The organism is Granulicatella elegans, assembly GCF_020735385.1.
GTDB lineage: Bacteria > Bacillota > Bacilli > Lactobacillales > Aerococcaceae > Granulicatella > Granulicatella elegans_B.
Genome location: NZ_CP085953.1, coordinates 417,409 through 441,294 on the forward strand (window position 1 = coordinate 417,409; position 23,886 = coordinate 441,294).

The 23,886-nt window shown below is 31.0% G+C and carries 18 protein-coding genes; 2 read left to right on the plus strand and 16 right to left on the minus strand.

The genetic code is table 11. From position 1 onward, the window contains the following. Positions 1 to 81 precede the first annotated feature (81 nt). The 10 genes from LK443_RS02160 to LK443_RS02205 form a co-directional block, all read right to left on the minus strand. Positions 82 to 291: a hypothetical protein gene (locus LK443_RS02160; protein WP_227931955.1), complete on the minus strand. Its 210-nt coding sequence runs from the start codon at positions 289 to 291 to the stop codon at positions 82 to 84. After that, complete coding sequence (locus tag LK443_RS02165; protein WP_227931956.1) at positions 242 to 1,996, minus strand: recombinase family protein; 1,755 nt, start codon at positions 1,994 to 1,996, stop codon at positions 242 to 244. The genes LK443_RS02160 and LK443_RS02165 overlap by 50 nt, the downstream gene beginning before the upstream one ends. Before the next feature lie 55 nt (positions 1,997 to 2,051). Next, entirely contained in the window at positions 2,052 to 2,189 is a 138-nt protein-coding gene (locus tag LK443_RS02170; RefSeq protein WP_227931957.1) for a hypothetical protein, read from the minus strand. 303 nt (positions 2,190 to 2,492) lie between these two features. Further along, the gene (locus LK443_RS02175) at positions 2,493 to 3,845 is read right to left on the minus strand and encodes an MATE family efflux transporter (RefSeq protein ID WP_227931958.1); all 1,353 of its coding nucleotides are present in this window, start codon (positions 3,843 to 3,845) and stop codon (positions 2,493 to 2,495) included. 42 nt (positions 3,846 to 3,887) lie between these two features. After that, a complete protein-coding gene (locus LK443_RS02180) occupies positions 3,888 to 5,351 on the minus strand; it encodes an ABC transporter ATP-binding protein (protein ID WP_010815646.1) in 1,464 nt (487 codons plus the stop codon). A 2-nt stretch (positions 5,352 to 5,353) separates the two neighbouring features. Beyond that, complete coding sequence (locus LK443_RS02185) at positions 5,354 to 6,088, minus strand: energy-coupling factor transporter transmembrane component T (RefSeq protein WP_010815645.1); 735 nt, start codon at positions 6,086 to 6,088, stop codon at positions 5,354 to 5,356. Continuing rightward, a complete protein-coding gene (locus LK443_RS02190; protein WP_227931959.1) occupies positions 6,088 to 6,657 on the minus strand; it encodes an MptD family putative ECF transporter S component in 570 nt (189 codons plus the stop codon). The genes LK443_RS02185 and LK443_RS02190 overlap by 1 nt, the downstream gene beginning before the upstream one ends. A gap of 94 nt (positions 6,658 to 6,751) precedes the next feature. Next, on the minus strand, positions 6,752 to 8,485 hold the full coding sequence (locus LK443_RS02195; protein ID WP_004838467.1) for an ABC transporter ATP-binding protein: 1,734 nt from the start codon (positions 8,483 to 8,485) through the stop codon (positions 6,752 to 6,754). Beyond that, positions 8,479 to 10,224 carry an ABC transporter ATP-binding protein gene (locus LK443_RS02200; RefSeq protein WP_010815643.1) on the minus strand — a complete coding sequence of 582 codons (1,746 nt, stop codon included), beginning with the start codon at positions 10,222 to 10,224 and terminating at the stop codon, positions 8,479 to 8,481. Before LK443_RS02200 ends, LK443_RS02195 begins: the two co-directional genes overlap by 7 nt. A gap of 93 nt (positions 10,225 to 10,317) precedes the next feature. After that, entirely contained in the window at positions 10,318 to 10,941 is a 624-nt protein-coding gene (locus LK443_RS02205; RefSeq protein ID WP_010815642.1) for a TetR/AcrR family transcriptional regulator, read from the minus strand. 306 nt (positions 10,942 to 11,247) lie between these two features. On the opposite strand from LK443_RS02205, the gene LK443_RS02210 reads away from it, so the two are divergent. Continuing rightward, complete coding sequence (locus LK443_RS02210) at positions 11,248 to 11,604, plus strand: plasmid mobilization protein (protein WP_227931960.1); 357 nt, start codon at positions 11,248 to 11,250, stop codon at positions 11,602 to 11,604. A gap of 1 nt (position 11,605) precedes the next feature. After that, positions 11,606 to 12,937 (plus strand): relaxase/mobilization nuclease domain-containing protein, encoded by a 1,332-nt coding sequence (locus LK443_RS02215; RefSeq protein ID WP_227931961.1) that lies wholly within the window; start codon positions 11,606 to 11,608, stop codon positions 12,935 to 12,937. 20 nt (positions 12,938 to 12,957) lie between these two features. On the opposite strand, the gene LK443_RS02220 is transcribed toward LK443_RS02215, so the two are convergent. From LK443_RS02220 to LK443_RS09365, 6 genes are all read right to left on the minus strand, one after another. After that, positions 12,958 to 13,455 (minus strand): TIR domain-containing protein, encoded by a 498-nt coding sequence (locus tag LK443_RS02220; RefSeq protein WP_002836648.1) that lies wholly within the window; start codon positions 13,453 to 13,455, stop codon positions 12,958 to 12,960. Then, positions 13,456 to 14,877: an SIR2 family protein gene (locus tag LK443_RS02225; protein ID WP_002836649.1), complete on the minus strand. Its 1,422-nt coding sequence runs from the start codon at positions 14,875 to 14,877 to the stop codon at positions 13,456 to 13,458. It abuts the gene before it with no gap. 34 nt (positions 14,878 to 14,911) lie between these two features. Then, positions 14,912 to 15,127, minus strand: a complete 216-nt coding sequence (locus tag LK443_RS02230) for a hypothetical protein (RefSeq protein ID WP_002836650.1) — start codon at positions 15,125 to 15,127, stop codon at positions 14,912 to 14,914. Between the two features lie 100 nt (positions 15,128 to 15,227). Beyond that, the gene (locus tag LK443_RS02235) at positions 15,228 to 15,443 is read right to left on the minus strand and encodes a helix-turn-helix domain-containing protein (RefSeq protein ID WP_005399336.1); all 216 of its coding nucleotides are present in this window, start codon (positions 15,441 to 15,443) and stop codon (positions 15,228 to 15,230) included. Between the two features lie 130 nt (positions 15,444 to 15,573). After that, positions 15,574 to 16,230 carry a DNA-binding protein gene (locus LK443_RS02240; protein ID WP_227931962.1) on the minus strand — a complete coding sequence of 219 codons (657 nt, stop codon included), beginning with the start codon at positions 16,228 to 16,230 and terminating at the stop codon, positions 15,574 to 15,576. A 43-nt stretch (positions 16,231 to 16,273) separates the two neighbouring features. Next, entirely contained in the window at positions 16,274 to 23,845 is a 7,572-nt protein-coding gene (locus tag LK443_RS09365) for a helicase-related protein (RefSeq protein WP_265416430.1), read from the minus strand. Positions 23,846 to 23,886 lie beyond the last annotated feature (41 nt).

Genomic DNA, 23,886 nt, shown 5'->3' on the forward strand with positions numbered 1-23,886 from the left:
ATTATAGCACTTTTCCTTTTTAAATACACTGAATAATTCTTAATAAATGCTTAAATTTAAAGTGTTAAATCATCTACCATTTTACGATGAATCGTCTTCCATTTGAAAAAATTCTTTCACTTGTTGTAGTTGTTTTTCGAACAATTCCATATCGATAAATCTCGCTTGACAAGCAAATTCCTTATCGCCTACAAACACAATCACAACCGGAACAGTTAGCACTTGATACTGACTTACCACTTCAGGATGCGTTGTCTTTTGCTTGGGAACATAATTTATTATCCTCGTCATTCTTGTGGGAGCACAATTTATTAATGTCATTGTCTTTGGCATTTTTTCTTTTATCTTTAAAGTTATTAGAATTTTGACTATCTTTAACTCCTGTTTTGAAATAGAATGTCAGGTCATATGGATGGACTGTTCCGTCTTTGTCAATTCTACCCACCACGACTTTATCGACTATGCTTTCAAATACTGTTCTGTTAAATTCCTCTATAATTTCTTTATTTTCTAAGACCTTTTTAAATTGCTTTAGTCTTTCTTTAATAGAGTTTTCATCTTTTATTGTTAGCTCTAGGGTTTTCTTTTCATCAAGTAATTCTTCTTTTTGTTTTATCAGTTTTTTATACTTTTTAGCATAAACTTCTTCGTCTATACTATCTTCTAAATGAAGATCAACTAACTTTCTTTCTTGACTAATGATTCTATTTAATTGGTTTTCTATCTTTTTCAGATCCTTGACTAAAGTATTATCATTTATTTCTTCTTCAACAATTTTTAAAAAGTCATCTATTATTGTTGAATCTGCATGGCATAATTGCCTATAGCTTTCAACAAATGCTTTTTCTATTGCTGCTTCTTGTATTCCTTTTGAATGAGGGCAATATTTTTTACCTTTTTTAGTTGACCTTACACATTGCCAGTTAATTTTTTTATAAATTGAACTAGTGTGCCAAGTTCTTCTTGAAAGTATTTCACCACAAAATCCACATTCCAGCATACTTGAAAAAGCGTATTGTCTTGATAGTTTTTCTCTTTTTCTATCCTTATTAGCAATGGTGTTTCTATTTTGTGCTCTCCTGAGTCTAATTTCTTGTGCCTTTTCAAAATCTTCTCTTGATATAATTGGCTCGTGATGATTTTCAATGTGATATTTATCAGATTCCCCAAAGTTTGCTAGTCTTCTTTTTGTTATGGGATCAACGGTAAAAGTCTTTCCCATTAGTATATCGCCAATATACTTTTCATTCTTAATTACCCCTAACACTGTAGTATCAGACCATTTTGTTTTACCTCTAGGAGTGAGATATCCTTGTTCTTCTAGTTCCCTGCCAATGACCGAACCACCATTGCCTTCTAAATATCTTTTAAAGATATATCTAACAATTTTGGCTTCTTCTTCATTTATAGAGATACTTTTTGTTATAGGGTCATAGTCGTATCCAAGGCAACCTTGAAAACCAATAAGTTCCCCTTTTTCCATTTTCATTTTCAGTCCTTTTTTTACATGGGCTGAGGTATTTTCTACTTCTTGTTGAGCTACTGAACTTAATATTGTTAATAGTAACTCTCCATCCATTGTCAAAGTATCTATATTTTCTTCTTCAAATACTACACCAACATTATTTTCCTTTAATAGTCTTACATATTTCAAAGTATCTAATGTATTTCTTGCAAATCTTGATATAGATTTAGTAATTATCATGTCTATATCTCCATTTTGGCAATCACTTATTAGTCTCATAAAATCTGCTCTTTTAGTAGCAGTTGTTCCTGTTGTTGCTTCATCTGCATATATACCAGCCAAAGTCCAGTTTTTATTATTTTTTATTAGATTTGTGTAATAATCAACTTGCGATTTATATGATTCAAGTTGGTCTTTACTATCTGTACTTACTCGACAGTATGCTGCAACTCGTTTTAAATCTAAATCCAGTGTATTTCTATTTCTTGCTCCTGTATTTGAAGCTTTTATTACTTTTACTTTAGTATTCATTTTACCTCCTTCCCATTTTGTATCTTTCTACAATGTTATTATATCACAAGACTAATTACTTTCTATCCATCTTCTTATAATCATTTTCTAACCTGTTCATAATTTTTGTATATTCCTTATCATTAATTAATCTAAGATCATAAAGCCTACATAACATAGCAACTCTCATACTATAAATCTTAATTGCTTGCATTTTAACCTCCTATGTAAGTTAACTTTTTTACCTTGGTAAGTGAATTAAATTTGAAATATGCTAATCTCACATAATCAATTTCAAGAATATTCGCACTTCAAAGTTTTTTTGATTTTTATAGAAGGATGACAAAATACCCCTCACTTTATAAAGTGAAATTTGCCCTCTTTGGTAACCTGAATTTTTATTTTTTATAGTATTTTTGAGTTTTAATGATTAATTTGAGCATAAAAAAATGAGGACTTATGCTACTAGGCATAAATCCTCTAAAATGAAAGAAACTCTTTCGATTGTTATTTGTATTTAGTTTTTCAAACCAATTTTATCCATCCTATTTAATTCCCCAAACATCATTACTACACCAGCTATTATCATAATTAAATCTACAAGGGGTTCAGCAAACCATACTGCTTTAACTCCAAATATCATTGGTAAAATAATCATGGCAGGTACGAATAAAAATAACTGTCTTAGCATTACTATTATGCCGGCTTTTTTAGCGTTTCCTATTGATTGGAAGAATGTTATAGTCATTACCATTACTCCATATAGGATAAAGATAGAATAAAATAGTCTAAAGTTTCCTATTCCCTGAGTTATAATACTTTCTTCTACTCCAAATAAAGACAGAATATTCTTTGAAAATGCTAATGCTGGTATCCAAAATATTGATGCAAGAACTAATCCTCCGATAGAAAATACTTTCATAGCTTCTTTTACTCTGTCGTATTTTTTCGCTCCAAAATTTGTACCAACTACAGGTTGTAAACCTTGACTCATTCCCCAAAGTGGAATGAATGAAAAGGCATATATTCTAAGTGTTGCTGCCATCAAGATAGCATTTGTATCTCCGCCATATTTAAATGACATTTTATATAGCATTGTTTGTTGAATCATAAATAAAATTTGCATCATCATAGCAGATGACCCTACGCCAAACATTTCTTTTTTTATTTCCTGATCAGGTTTGATTTTATTTATTTTTACTGCTTTACTTTTATATTTGAAGTAATGGAGTGTTATTATTGCTTGAACAAATTGTGCTGTAATAGTTGCAAGTGCAGCCCCTTCAATTGCATATTTTCCCATTAATTTCATTAGAATGGGATCAAGAATTATGTTTAAAAAAGCTCCTAGCCCCATAATGAGCATTGCTTTTTTCATTAATCCTTCTCCACGCATAACCATGTTTGCTGATTGAGTAAAGTTTACAAATAAAGAACCAATGAAAATTACTCGTAAATATCTGATACCATATTCTTTAATTTCTCCACTTGCTCCAACCATATCTAAAAAATGTGGTGCAAGTAAAATTCCGCCTATTGTAATAATTGATGAGAATAGAATAACCCAAAAGATTAAATTCCCCATAATTTTATCAACTGTTTTTTTGTCGCCCTTTCCTATAGCTCTTGATAAAACCGATGCTGAACCTACACCAATAAGTGTAGATACACCACTATTGAAAAATGTAAGTGGCATAGCTACACCACAAGCTGTCATTGCGGTTTGTCCTATAATATTTCCTGCAAAAATTCCATCCATTAGTGGATAAAGACCTATTACTATCATTCCTATTACAGCAGGGATAGATAATTGAAAAAGTAAATCTATAGGTCTTTTTGTTAATAATTGTTCTTTCATATCTTGTTTCATAAAATTACCTCCTTTTTTTTATCCAGATTTTTTTAGCAAATTTTAAGTTTGATCGAAGAATTCCCTAATTTTTCCCATATTCTTTTCATCTTTAATACCATGCCATTTGACTTTTCCATTCTCCATAAACATAAAATAATCACAACAACAGTCTACTAATTCCGGATCATGTGTGATAATAAAAATAGTTTTTCCGTCCTCTTTAAGCCTTATCATTTCATTAGAAACTTCTTTCATATTCTTAAAATCCAAACCACTTGTAGGTTCGTCCAAAATCAGTATTGTCCTATCAGAAGCGATAGCACTTGCAATTGCAACCCTTTGTTTTTGCCCTCCGGATAATGACATTGGATGGCAATCTATAAAATCCATTAAATTTAACTTTTTACATATTTCATCGATCTTTTCTTCTTTATTCTCATCGTTCTCTATACTCAAAAGAATTTCTTCTTTAACTGATTCGGTAAATAATTGATGATTAACATCCTGCTTCACCATAAAACATTTTTTTAGCCTTTCTCTTGTAGCATAACTTTCTGTTTGTATATTTAAAGTTCCTTTTGCTTTTTCTTCAACTCCACATAAGCATTTTGAAAAAGTTGATTTTCCAGAACCATTATTTCCTAAAACAGCCACAATAGATTTTTGAGGTAATACAGCATCATTAATTTCAAAAAACGGCTCTTTTCCATAACTAAACATAAAATTCTTAATCTCTATTTGTTCCTTAGATTCTATATTTTTTATACGGCTACTGGTATCAATAGGGTGTATGCTCCTTAACCCCATATTATTTAAAATGCTGTTAGGTAATTTCTTGAACTCAACACAAGAAAATTCTTTGTTAATTTTTCCATCTTTCATATAAATAAATCTATCTGCAATATCTATTAAATATTGTAGTCTATGCTCTGCAATAACCACAGTTGACTTTTTTTCTTTCCATTTTTTTATGATATATTTTAACTTTTTTATAGTTTGTATATCTAAATTAGAAGATGGCTCATCTAATACATAGATTTCAGGCTCCATAACAGCAGCAGAAGCACAAGCAATTTTTTGTTTTTCTCCTCCTGACATAGAAAACAAGCTCTTATCAAGCAAATCTTTTATATTTAATTCTTTTGTTACCTTGCCAATTCTTCTACAAATTTCTTCTCTTGAAATCCCAAAATTTTCACAGGCGAATGCAATTTCGCTTGTTGAATCTACATTGAAAAATTGAGTTCTTGGATTTTGAAATACTGATCCTACATATTGACTCAATTCATTAATAGAATTTTTAGAAATTTCATGTTCATTTACAATAACGCTACCAGTCAAATTTCCGGAATAATACCCGGGAATTAACCCATTTATCAACCTACTTATTGTAGTTTTTCCGCAACCGGACTCACCACAAAATACAACTACTTCACCAGCATTGATATTTAAATTAATATTATAAATTCCAGCATTCTTATTCCCGCTATCATAAGTAAATGACACGTCTTTAAATTCAATCAATGCTATCCCCTCCTATATAAAAATAGTCCTGTAAAGGCAACTGAAAAGAGTAAAATTAATAAATCATATATAGTAAACTTTACTTTTACCACAGTACTTCTCTTTTTCAAAGCTCCCAATCCTCTACTTATTGCTGCCGCCGACAATTCATCACCTATTTTTACAATAGAAACGATTAAAGGTATTGTTACATATTCCAAGTATAAGCTTGGATTTTTCCACGCCTTTTTATTTTTAAAGCTAATTCCCCTCATTTTCATAGCAGTCTTAATAGAATTGTGTTCTTCTTTCAAAGTTGGAATAAACCTGAATGCAACTGCTGTTGGAATAATAAATGCATTGGGAATTTTCCACTTTACCATGGCTGCTATAAACTCGCTCGTTTTTGTGGACATTACAACATAATATCCCAACATGAAAATTGGAAATAGTCTTAAAATTAAGGCATTCAACAATACTGAAATTGTATTTATGAGTGTAGGCAATGTGTACATATCTTTCGTAAAGTGTGCCATAATAGCCAAGGTAAATAGCCCTCCATAAATGAAAGCTATCTTAACTTGTTTATTAGATAATAATAATGCTATTGCCACAATGGCGGATATAAGGCTAACTAAAATATCCTTATATCCGACAGACATTATGGTTGTTATAAATATCATAAATAAAATTTTAGTACGAGGATCTAAGAAAAAGCCCTTTGGTTTATTCGGTTCGTATACCTCATACTCTTCCATTAAATGATACCCGCTCTCTCAAAGTGTTTCTTAAGCATTTTCCTCCCTAAATTTGCACCAATAACTGAGCCGATAAAAATAATTCCAAATGCAGCAATCCCCATCCAAGAAGGCATATATTTTGCGAGTGCAAGTGCATATTGTTCTCCCATTTGTTGCTTAACACCTTCCATATAGGTATCTGCCATTACCCACATTGGCATTTGACAACCTATCATTCCGCAAGAAAATAGCCAAAATCCAATAACATTCTTTTTAAAACTCTTAAAACCACCTGATTTCATAACCAGATCACTGATAATTCCAAATGGAATATATCCCACTAACGCTAACCATGTATAGCCCATAAAATACCAAAACACACCAATAATAATTGACATAATCGTAACCATGCCAAATTTTTCTATTTTGGTTAAAAACAACATAAATGGAATTCCTGTGACTATAGGAATGAGAAGATAGATAGCTGGGTATAAGATAGGAATTGCATTCATCATCCCTACTACAAAAAACAGAACTAAATAAATAGCTGTATAAATTCCTACATTGATTAGATCTTTAGCTGACAATCCTTTTTTTCATTTTTTTTAATCCTCCTTAAATTAAAATAATATAAATCTACATGAGCTATATTTGAATAATTCTCATATAAATCATTTTCACTTATGACAATTTCCAATTAACTGCCTTTTGTCGTGCCTCAACAAAATTTTTATAGATACCTTCTGCTTGAATTAGCTCTTCATGTGTGCCTTTTTGATTTATTTTTCCATTTGCTAAAACAAGTATTTGGTTTGCATTTTTTATTGTCTTTAGTCTGTGTGCTATCATTATTACTGTTTTATTTCTTGTGAGTTCCTCCATAGCAACCTGCAATTTATCCTCATTTTCAGGGTCTACATTTGCAGTAGCTTCATCGAAAATAATAATAGGTGCATTCTTTATCATTGCTCTTGCAATTGATATTCTTTGTCTTTCTCCACCAGATAAACTTGCACCTCCCTCTCCTATAACTGTTTCATATTGTTCAGGAAGCTTCATAATAAATTCATGACAACACGCTTTCTTTGCAGCTTCTATAACTTCCTCATGTGTAGCATCTGGCTTAGCAAACTTTATATTGTTCTCAATAGTGTCTTGAAATAAATAAACATTTTGAAAAACCATACTAATTTGTCTCATTAATGACTCCAATGAATATTCTTTAATATTATGTTTACCTATGCTGATTTCTCCTTTCTCTACATCCCAAAATCTCGCTATCAAATTGCAAAATGTAGTTTTTCCAGCTCCTGAAGGTCCAACTATAGCTGTCATTTGGTTTTGTGGTATCTTGACAGAAATATCATCAAGGATTTTTTTGCCTGAATAAGAAAACTCTACATTATCAAAAGAAATATCGAAAGTAGTAGGCTTTATGTCTTTTCCATCAATATCCATCTGTGGAAATTTCTCTAACTTCTTTGTTTGCTCAATAGATCCACTAACAACTCTGAGAGAAGTTGTTGCACTTCCTGCCAATTTTATTTGAGAAAAAGCAAGAAAAGAAATTATAATCGTCATAACTGTATTTAAGAATGAGAGTTCTCCATTGATATAAAAGAAAATACCTGCACCTATTATCAAAATGCTAAACAAATCCAAAAGAATATTTTGCAAAATCGTATAAGGTGTAAACAGTTTTTCACAATCAAGATTTATTTTTCTACTATTTTCAATAGCACCTCTGACTTTTTCATCTCCTTTCCCTGTTAAATTGAAGGATTTTATAACAGACATTCCTCCAATTTGTTCTAAAATGGCATCAACTAATTTAGCAGATGCTTTTTGTCTTTTAGGAAGAACACTCCTTGATTTGCTTTCCATTTTTGAGAGAACAAATAAGTACAATAGGCATCCAATTGCAACAATAAAACCTATTCTCCACTCAAATGCTAAAATCATTATTGTAAATATTATCGTGTTTATAAAACCTGATAATGTATTTACCATAACCATTGCTGCGGTATTTTCTACATCTTCTAAAACAGTTGTAGAAATTCCAACCACTTCACCAATATTGTTTTCATTGAAAAATCCCATAGGTATTTTTTTTAACATTTCACCTATTGCTACTCTTTTATTTGCCACCATGAAATAACTTGCATGGCATTGCTGTAATTGTGAAAAATAATTTGTAACACTTCTTCCGATTATGCTAATAACAAGAAGTATTAATGCGATCCACGCGGGCATCATGCTCATGTCTTTTTGGACAATTGCTTTCACTATAAAATAAATAGCACTGATTTGAAGCATATGAAAAATCGCAAACAAAAAACTTACCCATATAGAGTGATATACATTTTTCTTTTCATCACCTGAGAAATCTAAAATCTTTTTTAAAGCACTTAACATTTCATCCCACCATCCTTTGTTCCTATATGAGCGTTCCACATATTTCGGTATAATTCACAACCTTTTAATAATTCATCATGCTTACCGTATGAAACAAGTTTTCCATTCTCAATTAAGAATATTTGTTCTGCATCTGTTATAGTTGATAATCTATGAGCAATAATAATCACCGTTTTATCTTTTATAAGCTTTGATAAAGCTTGCTTTATAATCACTTCATTTTCAGGATCTATATATGAAGTAGCTTCATCAAGTATTACAATAGGTGCATTTTTGAGCATTGCTCTTGCTATAGATATTCTTTGCCTTTCTCCACCAGAAACATGGCTACCACTACTTCCGACAACCGTATCGTAACCATGTTCCATTTTCATAATAAAATCATGACAACCCGATTTCTTAGCAATGTCTTCTACTTCTTTATCACTGGCACTTGGATTACCCATTCGGATATTTTCCCTAATACTTTCGTTGAACAAAAAATTATCCTGCGAAACAAAGGCAGTTAAACTATATAATTGCTTTAATGGAATTTCATTAAGATTGTATCCACCAATATTTATATTTCCTTCCGTAATATCCCAATATCCAGCTATTAATTTTGCTAAAGTTGACTTACCACTTCCACTTGGTCCAACAAAAGCCACTGTTGTCCCTTCTTTTATGTTTAGGGATATTCCATGAAGAATTTCTTTTTCTTCTTCATATCCAAACTTTACATTTTGTAAATCAATATTATATTGCTGGATAGTTACTTCTCTATCAGAATGCTCTTGTTCTTTTCCTTCTAAAATTAAGTTAATAGAATTAGCAATAGTTCCTATCTTAGCAAGACCATCAACAAAATTGATTGTTTCAAGTAAAGGTCCTGCAATACCTAAAGATAGAATAATTACAGATATAAATACTTCTGCACTTAAACTGCCGCTAATGTAGAAATACCAACCAAATGGAAGCACTGTTATCATTGTAGTAGGAGATATATTTTTAGATAAAGATACAGGTAACTGACAGCTCTTCATCCATTCATAAAAGTATCTTGCATTTGCAATGACTTTATCTTTGTACTTTGCGTACGATCTCTTGTCTTGATTAAATGTTTTTATCACTTCTATTCCATTGACATACTCAATAATTGCAGAATTCATTTCTCGATTTACCTTTACAGATCCTTCATATTGAACAGCATAATTTTTCATTACGAGTCCCATAAAAAGCATTCCCACAGGAATGGATACTAATGATAAAAGAGCCATTCTCCAATCAAGAAATAATAAGTAAATAAATATACTCAAAGAACCTAAGAGATTCGATGTCATTTCAGGCAACAGGTGAGCGAGCGGTTTCTCCATACTTTCAACCTGATCCACTATAATCTGCTTAAAGTTTCCGCTTGGAACAGAGATTATTTCTCCTAATGGCATCTTTGGAAGTTTTTCAAGCATTCTTAAACGAACATCTTTCAGTACACTAAAAGTTGCTTTATGGGATACAGATAAAGCCATAGAGTATAAAAATGATTTTAAGATGTAGGATAACAATCCTATTCCTAACCATAAAGAATAAATTTTAAAATCCTCATTTCCCTTTAACAATTCAACTAAAATACGACTTGCTGCAATATATGGAATAATCCCTGCAATAACACCGATACTCGCTATAAATACAGATGTTTTTAACTTTGAATGTTCCTTTTTTGCAAGCTCCCACAATATAGTAGCAGGACTTTTTTGTTTCATAATCAACACCTCCAAATGAAATAACTTAATTAGCTAACTTAGTTATCTTTATTTTAAAAAATATAAGGGCGTTTAATACCCTTTCCCTTATATTTAAAAACATCGCAATTTCTCCCATCCATCATAAAAAAACTTCGAAACTATTCTTGTGTTTAACTTTACTTCTTCTTCTGTTTGAGAATGTATTATAATTTCACACAATGCATTAATATAAGCATGGTTTAACAAATGCATTGCATCTTTAGGGACTTCTGATTTTATATTCTTTTTCTTTGAAATAATCTGAAACGCTTTATGTCTGTTTATATCTTCCTTTTCCACAAGAAGCTCTATAAAATTATCATATTTCGTACCATATGATTTATATATTAAAAGATTAAATAAATCTTTTTTGCTAAACATATATAATGCAGATTCAATTGACCCTTCAATGTTAATTTTTGATAAATCTTCTCCACAATTTTTTTCTATGTTTTGAAAAGATTCCTCTTCAAACTTGCTATAAAAACCCAAAAGTTCGTTTGCCAATGGATCAACTAAACTGATAAATAAATCTTCTTTATCATTAAAATGCCTGTAAAAAGCACCCGTTGTAACCCCAGCATCTTTGCAAATTTTTCTTAAATTAGCTCGTTCATAGCCATCATTTAAAAAATTAACTTTACCACTATCCATAATCTTTTTATGTGTTAAATCATAACCAGTAATTTCTGTCATATCCCACTTCCTTTACTAACGGCTAAATTTATAAGTTTGCGGCATATAGATAACTTAGTTATCATTATATACTCTTATCTTATTTTTGTCAATAGGAACAGTAGAAAATCATACTTAATTATGATATAATTACTAATAATTAAATACAGGCTTAACGCTAATAACTTTAATAGCAAGCACAGTAAGTGAGTACCCACTTACGAAAAATTAATGGAGCAGACCTTTACGGAATGCTCCATTTTTTTAATTTTTACCTTGTTAGGGAGAACCCTAAGACCCCAATATTTTATGATAAGGAGAACTACTATGGATAATAGAAAAAGAAATAATCAACTAAAAATATATTTAACAGATGAAGAAAAAGAAGTATTTGAAAAGAAAATGAAACTTGCTAATTGTAAAACTATGTCCCACTTTCTTAGGAAATGTGTATTGGAAAAAGAGATTTATGTTGTAGATTTAGAACCATTTAGAAACCTACAATGGCTACTTTCGAATGCAACAAATAATATAAATCAGATTGCAAAAGCTACTAATACAACTGGTGTTATTTACAAAAATGAAATTGAATCGATGGATAAGCAGATAGAAAAATTATCAAAAGAAATATGGCAGATCCATTCCCTACTTCTTAATAAATCAAAAGAAAGTTCTGGTGATTAGTATGGCAATTACGAAAATACATCCTATAAAATCAACTCTAAATTTGGCAATAGACTATATAACTAAGAGTGAAAAAACTGATGAAAAAATCTTGGTATCTTCATTCAAATGTCATCCATCTACTGCACACATTCAATTTATGAAAACACGAGAAGACAATGATACTAAAGGTACAGTTTTGGCTAGACATTTAATTCAATCTTTTCTACCAGGAGAGGTTGATCCTATAAAAGCTAATGAAATTGGAATGGAATTATGTAAGAAAATTTTAAAAGAAGATTATGAATTTGTTCTTGCAACTCATATAGATAGAGGGCATATCCATAACCATATTATTTTTAATAATGTTAATTATAAGACTGGTAAATGCTACCAATCTAACAAAAAAACTTACCACAAAATCAGGTATCAAAGTGACGAATTATGTAAAGAAAATAAGCTTTCAGTTATTGATGAAAATTATGAAGCTTACAAAAGAAAATATAAAACTGCTAGTAAGTCTTGGTACGAATATGACCAAAAAAAGAAAGGAAATTCTTGGAAGTCTAAACTGCAATTTGATATAGATAGAATGATTAATAAGTCTAACTCGTGGAAAGAGTTTTTAGAAAATATGAAATCTCTTGATTATGAAATTAAGTTTGGTAAACATATTGCTTTTCGTCATAAAGATAAGCAAAGATTTACAAGAGCAAAGACTATCGGAGAAGATTATACTGAAGATAAAATTAAAGAAAGAATAGATTTAGCTATTATGAACAAAGCTAATCCTATTAAAAAACGTGTAGGAAATGTTATTGATATATCTACTAATGAAAAAGTACAATCCTCTAAAGGTTACGAAGTCTGGGCAAGAAAACATAATATCAAAACAATGGCTGATTCAATAATTAAATTAAGAGAACAAGGAATTAATTCAATCACTCAGCTCGATGATCTAATCAAAAAATCTGCTGATGATAGACAAGACTTATTAGATAAAATAAAGAAGATTGAAACTGAAATGAAGAGTTTATATCAAGATATGGAAAATATAAATACTATAAATAAGTATCGTGAAATCTATAAATACCATAAGAAAAATCCTGATGACAAACAATTTGCAGAAGAATATTATAGCGAACTTTCCGTATATAAAATAGCCGCAAAAGAAATCTTAGAAAATTATAATAAGCTACCAAAGACAAAAGAAATACTATCCAAACTCGATAAATTGCAAGAAAAAAAGAACACCCTTATGCAAGAGTATTCTTTGAATAAAGAACAATTTTCTGACCTTGTTCAGTATAGGAAAAACTATGAAAATTATTATGGGAAGGAGGTGGAGAGGTAGCTTCTCTCCATCATCATTTATTACAAAGTTGATGGTTTATGTTCTATTCCATACTCAATTAAATCTTCAATATTATCTTTAATATCGCTATAAACATTTTTGCTTGATAAGTATACAGAATCAAAACATTTAACATACTTTGACAGTTTTTCACCTTCTAATGTTAAATAATCAAAAGGATTGTTGCCCTTATCATCTTGCTCTCCCAATGCATTCTCCAACTTGTGGATATAAATTCCAACAATACCTTTGTTTAACTCGTATGCTTTTTTTATTTCATAATTTATCCATTTTCTATTTGCTGTTTTTTCTCCAATCAAAACAACTAAACATGAACGCTTGTTTAGCTGTTCATCAATCCATTCTTTAATTTTACTTTCAGTTTTTTCTTTTACTTCCTCCCAGTCATTATCTGAAAAGGTAGAGCTACTGTCTACTTTCCCCATGTTGCGAACCTGTCCTGCCCTCCAATTATCATTGTCGTAATGAAAGCTAAAAAACACCTGTCTTTTTGCCATTTAAAACTCCTCCTTATTTAATATTTTAACTGCTTGTACTATGTTTTTAATAGACATATCTATATCGCCATTGCTTTGTTTATTTGCCTGTTCAATTGCACTTATTATATGTTTGTCTAAAATTTCTTGAGTTGTTTGTTTAAATATTTCTTTGGCTGCCCCGCCAGTATATTCAATAGGCAAACATACTAATCCATGTTTTTTACATAACTCAAATTCATCCATCACTCCATGTGCAATATCTTCTGTTTTTTTGTTTCCAAAAATGAATATAGCGATGCCACAATTTTCAATCATCTGCTCTCTATTTTCTTTATATAGCTTATCTAAATCAATACCTAATGAACTATTTTGAGGAAAAGGCATAAGCGTTAAAAAATCATTTATTTTGGACTTATGAGTCAAACAATAATCTGCAACTCCATTTAATACAAAATCACCGACACCTTTACCATATCCATTCACAATATGATAACCATTTTTTGATAGTTCAAAAGATAGTTTATGAATAAAATTTTCTCCAGTTTCCTGAGAATAAGTCGAATAGGAGTACGCACTACCCGATATAAATATTGTTTTCCTTCTAAATCTATCAACAAGAGTACTTAATATTTCAGTGATTTCATCATATTTATCTACTAAATATGTAAAAATACCATATCTATTTAGATCTTCAATTTGTAGCTCCTGTCTTGCTTTTTTGTATTCATAATCCTCATCGGTATCTTGGATCCTTTTCATAATACAGTAATGTTTTCTTGTATTCTTTTCATCGAGCAATACCCTCAATCTTCCAATTACATAGTTAAAGTTTGGATCTTCAAAACTAAATCCTAAAAATAGAAATGTCTTGGTAAGCAAATCTCCCTCTAAAACTTCTCTGAATAACTTTCTTTTGTTATATCCAAATTCTTCATAATCACTTCTTGTAAGTACTGCATCTTCAGGAGTTTCTACATCTCCGTGTAGTTTATAAACGATTGCATCAAAATCATGATTTGTGCCTCTTAATTGCTCATCTGTTGTTTTTACATAAGGCTTTTTCATATTATCTTCTAAAGCTTTTTCAATTAACTTATCATAATTAGTCGTCCAAAAAGTGGAAATCGGTAACTGTGATAATAGTTTATGATTATCAGTAGGTTTTAGTAATTGAGAAAATTGCACTTTGATCAAGTCATCTATTGATGTTCTCTTCTTTGAATTAGCATAATACTGAGCTAAGCTAACCAAATCATTTTCTTTTTCAACATTTAACCCAATTTCTTTTGCAGGCTCTCTTAGAAGTTCTTTCCAACTACAAAATCCAGCAGGAATTGATAGTCCCGCTCCAATGAATGCTCCCAATTCATCACTTTTAATGGCTTTTTCAATTTCTCTAATCAAATCTTTTTTAGATACTTCACCTTTAATAATAAACACCTCCCCTTATTTTCTCGGTCCTAAAAACTTATCTTCATTCATTTGAATTTTCCTTTATCCAATATAAATTAGCTTCCAGCAAATTTACAATATCTTCATCTGTTTCATAACATGTTAAATTTATCTTTTTTATAAGTTTACTATCAATAATTCTCTGAATTAGTGCCGCAGAAAGGATTCCAGAGCCAGCTCCTGGATCAAGAATAGATATTTCATCTCTTTTAATATTTAACTCAATTAAAGATGCCATAAATTTTGCTGTTTCTTTACTCGTAAAAAACTGTCCTATTCTTTTTCAAGTTTCTTTAGATGCGATCTTAATATATTCATTTGTCTTATCTAAAACATAATCAATCATTTTCATCTTTAACTAACTCCATAATTTCGCAAAGATTACAATTTAATCCTTCACATATTCTTAACAATACGTCAGTTGTAATATTCTCCCCATTTTTCATTTTATAAAATGTACTTCTACTAATATTTGTTTTTTCCATTAATTCTGTGTTATTTAAATCTAGGTCAATCATTTTTTTAAATAGCTTTTTATAGCTGATTTTTAACATGACTATCTCTCCATTCATGAATTCTGTATCAATTATATTATAGCATAAATCTTCACTTTTTTCATAATATTATTCACTTTTCTAAAACACAAATACAAAAAAATAAAGGCAGTCCGAAGACTGCCGATATTTATCTCTCTGTATCTTTGCTATGGTCTTTCTTAGTTGACTTAGTTTTGTCATCTGTCTTAAAGCTTTTTATTTGCCCTAATATGGACTTTTTATCTTTATCTTGACTCTTTACTTGTTCTTTTGATTTTAAGAGCTTAGAGGACAAAATACGGACATTCTTATGTTCCTTTCCGTTGTTATCAATACTTGTTTTTACTTGTCCAAATATTTTAACAAAATCTCCTTGTTTTAGGTTCTCTAAATCTTTTGTCTTATCTCCATAGGCTGAACAATTGGTATAAATTTTATTCCCACCGTCATCTTTTGAAACAATTGAAAAGTTACTTACCTTGAACTTTTCTCCACTAGCATTTTCTCTTTCAAGATTTTCTACTTGACCTGCTATATTACCCACGAGATTTATAAGATCATCTTTTTCTTCAAGTTCATTGGTATTTCCAACAATCTTCCCTTGTTCTTTCATATCATCAATCATATAGTCAAAGTCATCATTTAATAGACCTGTTGTGTCTTTGATCATAAATAAAACATAGACTTCTTCAAGTGCCTTTTCATCAGTAACGCCTTTTTCTATGCTCACAAGTGCTTTTATAAAATCCTTGTAATTATCATTCATCATTTCTTCTAAGTTTTCTCTAATATCTTTGTATTCCATAATTTCCTCCTTGTACTAAATAAGGAGAGCCTTTCGCCCTCCTCTATCTTTCTTGTGCTTTTTCGTTTTTTTCTTGATTTTTATCTTTTTCTTCTTCCGATTTGAATTTTGATATTTGTCCCAATATAGATGGTTTCTCTTCCCTTGCCTGAAGATTATCCTCTACATCATAGGTTGATTCAAAGTAATCACTATCTTTAAAATCATTGTCATACCTATCTGGTATTCCATCATTATCAAGATCTTTTGCTAGTGGATCATAGAAGTTTCCATCATCATCTATTTCTAAACCTAGGGCTTGTTTTAAATCTTCTTCATCTACTGATACCAGATCGTCAAAACTTGACATCTTTATGGCTTCAGTCATATCTTTAATAGCTTGTGAATTAGATATATCTTCTTCTACAAAAGATTCTGTTCTAATAGCTACATTATCTACATACTGAGTCCATGTTTTTTCTTCTAAATTTACCTCATATTGAATCGTGTGCTTACCATCAGGTGTTTCTGTATAGGCAAGTCCTATATGGCTTAAATCAGGGTATAATTTGTCAAAGTCTTCATAGCTATTAGATTCTGAGAACTCGTAGTTAGAATAATCAACTATCGCCCTCTTTAAATCTTCTAATAATGGTGATTGGTTTTCTAATTCTTCTACTTCTCCCATATCTAAAAGTTTATTAATTTCAGCTAATCTTAGTGTCTTATCCCTTAACTCATCTGCTTTTTCAAATGGTTTGGTCAATTCTACTTTGGCATTTTCTAAAGATTCTTTATAGTTTTCAAGGTTTTGATTTAATCTTCCAAGCCTTGCAGGCATTTTTTCAATAGCATTATCAAGTCTTGTTATATTGCCATCAGTAGAGTTTGAAAACTCTCCAAAGTATTCTGCTTTTCCTAGGAGTTTAAAAGTATGAGTATTAGTCATAAAGTTATATGAAACTTGTAAGTCTAAATTTCTATATTTACCAATAACCTTGCTATCATTTATCTTTACCTTTTTTATTTCTTCTAATAGCTTCTCTCCAGCTTCTTTCTTATCTAAAATTTTATTTGCACCAAGACTGATTGAAGTGAATTTACTATCTCCTTCTCCTAATTTCTCAACACTTGCAATATCTTCTTTAACTGCTTGTATTTCCATTTCAGTTTTTAAAATACTTTGAGGATAAAATTTATTTACCTTATCTTCAAGCTTATATTTATTAGATTTATAGTTTGCTTCCAGCATTTTTAGCTTTGTAACTTCGTTATCTAAATCCATTTTTTCTTTAATTAGAGGATTGCCAGTGGCTAAAGCCTTAATTTCTGAATAAGATAGACTTGCTTCATCAACATCTTCTGCAACTCTTACTGGAGTTTTTGAAGTCATAATTTGAGAAATGAATTTTTGCTTATTCTCTATCGTCTGCCACAAATAAGAATCAAAGGTATTTTCTGTTACATATCTAAAGATATTGACTTTATCATTTTCATTACCTTGACGAACAATTCTACCACTTCTTTGCTCTAGGTCAGACGGTCTCCATGGGACGTCTAAATCGTGTAAGGCTATTAGTTTATTTTGTACATTTGTACCTGCTCCCATTTTTTGAGTAGAACCTAATAAGACTCTTACTTCTCCTCTTCTTACCTTAGAGAACAATTCATCTTTTTGTTTGTCTGTATCTGCTTCGTGGATAAAGGCTATTTCTTCTTTAGGTATTCCCATATTCACTAGCTTATTTCTAATATCATCATAGATATTAAATTCTCCATCTCCTTTTGGTGTAGACATATCTGAAAATACTAATTGGGTCGATGAATTTTCTTTTGTCTTATCCCAGATTGAAAAGATATTTTTTACACATACATTTACCTTCGAATTAGGATCATCTGGAAGTAGTGGGTTTATTAATCTTTGGTCAAGGGCAAGTTTTTTACCATCATTTGTAATCTTTAGCATGTTATCTTCTGTAGGCTCGACTTGGTTATTTCTAACCGCATCAGCTCTTTCTGAAATAGCTTCTAATATTTCTTTTTGTTCCTCAGTAGGTTTTGTTTTAATAACTTCGAAGTTTGCTTCTGGTACTGGCAAATTTAACATATCTGAAGTCTTTATATCTGCTACTTCTTTAAACATGCTCATCAACTCTGGCAAGTTATAAAACTTTGAAAATCTTGTCTTTTGCCTATAACCAGTGCCTTCTGGAGATAATTCAAAGGTGTTTTCTGTTTCTCCAAAAGTAGAAGCCCAAGCGTCAAAATGTTCTAATCCTCTTGCCTTTAAATCGTCATACTGAAGGTATCTTTGCATGGTATAAAGCTCTGTCATTGAATTTGATATTGGTGTACCAGTAGCAAAAACAACTCCCTTTCCATCTGTCATTTCATCCATATACCTACATTTCATATACATATCTGAAGACTTAAAGGCTTCACTCTGACCGATACCCGCAACATTCCTCATCTTGGTATGCAAGAATAAGTTTTTGTAATTATGAGCTTCGTCTATAAATAACTTATCTACTCCTAGTTCTTCAAAGGTTATTACATCATCTTTTTTAAAGTCATCATTTAGTTTTTCCAGTCTTACCAAGAATTTCTTCTTTGTCTTTTCCAGTTGTTTTACTGTAAAATTTTCCCCTCTATTTCTTTTATTCTCATCAATAAAGGAAACTATATCATCTATTTGGTCTTGTATATGTCTAACCTGGTATTCCTTAGACATTGGTATTTTTTCAAATTGAGAGTGTCCTATGATGACTGCATCATATTCTCCCGTTGCAATCCTACCAATAAATCTTTTCCTATTTTTTGGTTGAAAGTCTTTTTTATCGGCCACCATAATATTTGCTGACGGATATAACTGCATAAACTCTCTACCAATTTGAGTGGTTAGGTGGTTAGGAACTACAAATAATGACTTACTTGCAAGTCCCAACTTTTTAGATTCCATAGCAGAAGCTACCATTTCAAAAGTTTTTCCTGCTCCTACTACATGGGCAAGCAGTGTGTTTCCACCATAAAGAGTCCTTGCTATGGCATTTTTTTGATGTTCTCGAAGTCTTATTTCAGTATTCATTCCATCAAATGTTAAGTTAGAGCCATCAAATTCTCTATTTCTAATTGAATTGAACTTTTCATTATAAATCTTTTCTAGCCTATATCTTCTATCAGGATCTTCAAATATCCAATTCTTAAATTCCTCTTTAATCAATTCCTGCTTTTGACTTGCAAGCATAGTTTCTTTTTTATTCAATACAGAAGTCTTAGACCCATCATCATTTATTACTTGATCAAATACCTTTGTATCTTTTAGGTTAAGGGCATTTTCAATTAGCTTATAGGCATTTACCCTACTTGTACCATAAGTCATGTTAGCAAGGTCATTAGTTGAGTCAACACTTTTACCTTCAATGTTCCATTCACTTGTATGTGGTGAGAACCTAACATTTATATTCCACCTATCATAACCTGGCGTTTTTAAAAGGTTAAAAGTAAAGTCTTCTATATCTTTTTGAGGTATCCAGGTTGCTCCTAACCTTACATTTATATCAGAAGCAGTTAGTTCTTCAGGCATAACTTCTTGTAATTTTTCTCTTTGATATTTGAGTTTGCCTAACTCGTTTAATAATGTGTCTTTCTTTTCAGAAGGTGCTAAATCTATTACATTTTCAATTTCTCCGATATATGAATTGAGATAACCAATCTTTTCTCTAATATTGCCACTTAAATACTCATCAGCCGATACATATGAAAAATGAAATGGATCGTCATTGTTAAAGTTTTCAAAGGGCATTCTGTTATTTATTAGGTCTGTATCCTTAATATCTAAAAATATCTCGCCCTCAAGCTCACCAATTAAGGTGTTCCTATCTTTACTTGTTATAGATTCCATATATTCAAAGTCTACATATCCTTTTTGTGAAACTGATAAGACTAAGGCTTCAAGGGAAGTATCTACATGATCTACTACCTTTGCCTTTGTTATTGTTCTTTTTGAGAATATATCACTCTTAGCTTTGAAATTATCCTCATCATCAAGTATTTCTATTGATGAAACCAAAGGAAAGTTTGAGTCTTCCTTTAAGGCTCTAGTATTTGATAAGGAGTTAATAAAGCCATGTTTCTTTGAAAAGTTATCATAGACTTCATTTAACTTTGCTTGTGACTCTTTTATTTCATCGTCTGAAAAATAGTCCTTTTGTTTTTCTATTACATCTTTTAAAGCATTCATTACATCAAGATAATCTTTTATCTTTTCTTTATTTTTATCTGATATATTCTGCTTGATTAAGACTGAGTTTTCTCTTAGGTAGACCTCTTCATCAATAATAGTGTAAGAAAAATTCTTAACATCATCTGTTGCTGGAAGACTTAATTCTTCATCTTCCAATAGTTCGACCTCTTCATATTTTGAATTTGAAGATATTTCCTTACTTGCAATATCCATTAAGTCTTTTAACTTTTCATCTTCTTTTTCATCACAAGTAATAGTATTGCCAAATCTGCCAGATACTTCTTTCATATTCCCTAATACCATCTGAGGATTATCTACAAAGTATTTATTATAAGTCAAACCCTTTTTATCAGTTGCTAGATGAATCCAATCATCATCTCTTTCTATAACTGAATCTCTCTTCTTTAGAAAAATAATATCTGAAGTAACTTCTGTACCAGCAAGTCCTTTAAATATTGTATTAGGAAGCCTCATAGCTCCTAAAAACTCACATCTTGCATTAATATATTTTCTAACAGATTCATCTTTTTTATCCATAGTTCCAGATGAAGTTATGAAGGCAATAATTCCTCCATTCCTAACCTTATCTATTGACTTTGCAAAAAAATAATCGTGAATCAGAAAGTTATTTCTGTTATATTCACGATCGTTAACTTTAAAATCTCCAAAGGGAACATTTCCTATTACCAAGTCAAAGAAATTATTTGAGAAGTTTGTTTCTTCAAAACCTTTAATTTGAATATTAGCTTCAGGATAAAGTTCTCTTGCTATTCTTCCGCTTAGACTATCTTTTTCTACTCCATAGACTTTAGAGCTTTGTATTTCACTTGGCATACTTCCAATAAAATTACCGACTCCTGCAGATGGTTCAAGGATATTCCCAGTCTTAAAACCCATATCTGTTATGGTCTTATATATTCCATCCATTACCTCTCTAGGTGTATAAAATGATGTTAGAGTAGACTCTTTAGCATTCAAATACTCATCATTTGTTAGATTTTCTTTTAAAATATTTCTTGCTTCAAGCCATTGTCCTCCCTTTTCTTCATCAAAGACATCGGCAAGACCACCCCATCCTAGATAATCAGCAAGATAGGCTTGTTCATACTCTCTTGGACTCCTATTTTCATTTTCAAGTCTTTTGAGCATCTTAATAGCTTTTATATTTTTATCTAGCTTTTCTGATGGTGTTAGGTATTCTGAGTAGATATGATTTTTCAAGTCATAATTTCTAGCAAAACTTAGCCTTTCCTTATTAGGTTCATAGCCTAGATTTTTTAAATCCTCTTTACCCCTCAATAAGTTTTCGGCTGCTTCTCTTGGAACATTGTATCTATCCATCATTTGGTCAATTTCAAGATTGTGGTTATCTATAAAGCTTTCTTGCTCTACTTGTCTTTCAATTTGTTTTTCATGCTCAGATAATTTGTATATCTCATAATTTCCACTATCTAAAAGGTCATCAATCTTTCTACTTTCTTCAAATGTTTCACCTTTATATAAAGGGAATTCTTCCCCATTAACTTCTACCTTAGTTCCAGCTTCAATTAAGTTAATTCCATCAAAGGTATTCTTATCTTCTAAAATAAATTCTTTTCCAACCTTTACTGCTAATTTTTCTGATGTTTGAGTTAGATTTTCAAAGATTTCTTCAAGGTATGAATCGTTTCTATATGGAATTACTTCCGAACCCCTAATCATACCTCCCATATACTCCATATTATCTCTAATGGTTACAGTTTTAAGTCCTCCACTTAGTTCATCAAAATCTGTAATGGTAAAGTCCTTATCTTTATATCTAACCTGATCACCTATCTTAAACTTAGGCTCTATCTTTTCCTTAACTTCTTCACCATCTCCAAGGTCAATTCTATAATGTTCGACAACTTCGCCGTCTACATAGTGATCAAAATAGAATTTGAAATATCCGATATAATCATCAGTCATTTCTCCAAATTCATTTTCTCCATGAGTTTGATTATGGTCTTTAATATCAATATCCTTTTGTCTTAGGATATTGATTAAGTCTTTAGTTACTATCTGCCCACTATAATCGGGAACTAATTCGTGATTTTCATTAAATTCTACAATCCAGTAATCTTTTCTATTTTCAGTGTTTTTGCCATCAAAAAAAGAAGCTTCATCAGCTTCCTTTTCTGGACTTATTTCATTTTCTAAGCTTCCACGTATTCCTTGATTGCCATTTTCTTCACTGTTGCCATCAAGTTGTTCATCTGTCCTTGGTATTCCTCTGGATTCCCTCTCATCATTTTCTCTGTCAATCCTTGTGCTTTCATCATCTTGACTTTCTCTCTCTTGATAAAGTCCACTGCCTGATTCTGAATTTCCTTCAGGTGGTTCAAAAGTGTTTTCTCCTCGTACATTTTCTGAAGTTTCTTCCAGTTCTCCATGTCTTCGCTCCCTACCAGGTAAGACAGTCTTAGAACTGCGTATGTTGGATTCGGAAATCTCTCCATAAATTCCAGATCCTTCTCCATCATGTCCAAGGTTTTCTCTTCGATCTTCATTGCTATTTCTTCTGTCGCTTCCATCTGTGAAAACTCGTCCATCTCTACTTCTTGACCTATCATCTCGTCTATATAAATCATCTTGACCTCCTCTATCTTCATTTATATTTTCTATATCTCTATTATAGTCGGCAGCGGCCCTTTCTGTCAGCAGCCTAGCTCGATCCATTTCCTTAGATTTTTCTATTGTGCTATCTATAATATCTTCGCTAACTCTTGATATTACAAGACCTATCTGTTCTAAAGAAATTGTATTAATCCTAGAAAAATTATTTTTTAAATTTTCCATATCCATAGGATAGACTGTATTAAACCTATTAGCTACCGCATAGGATATTGAGTCCCTCATAAACTTTTCAAAACTCAGTCTATCCACTATATCTATCCTTAAATCAGCAAGAGCCAAGTTAATGTATTCATCTCCATAAATTCGGCTCAAAGAAAATATATTTTTATTAAGTGAATCACTAGCTTCAAATGAAGAATCTCTTATTATTTCTTTTAAAGCCTCGTTATGATTTTCGTAATCAAACTGCCATAATTTAACCTCATTAATATTCCTATCCATTGATGTGGTCTGACTTATATCAAAGATATATGAAATTCTTTGATTTACATCACTTCCAACTAAAATTGGAATACCCTTTTGACCTCTCATAACAACTCGACCAAAATATTTCTTCCACATATCAAAAGTCGCACAAGCTCTAGCTTCAGGTTCCTTGTTATATATACTTAATTGGCTTGAAAAATCATATTTCTGATTATTACCTATAACTTTTAAGAGTTTTAAATATTCTTTTTCATCTTGTAACACTTCATACTTTATAGCTTCTTGTATATTCTTAAAATCATTTACTTGCATTTCCTACCTCCTTTTTTGAGTAATAAAAAAGACGATAGATT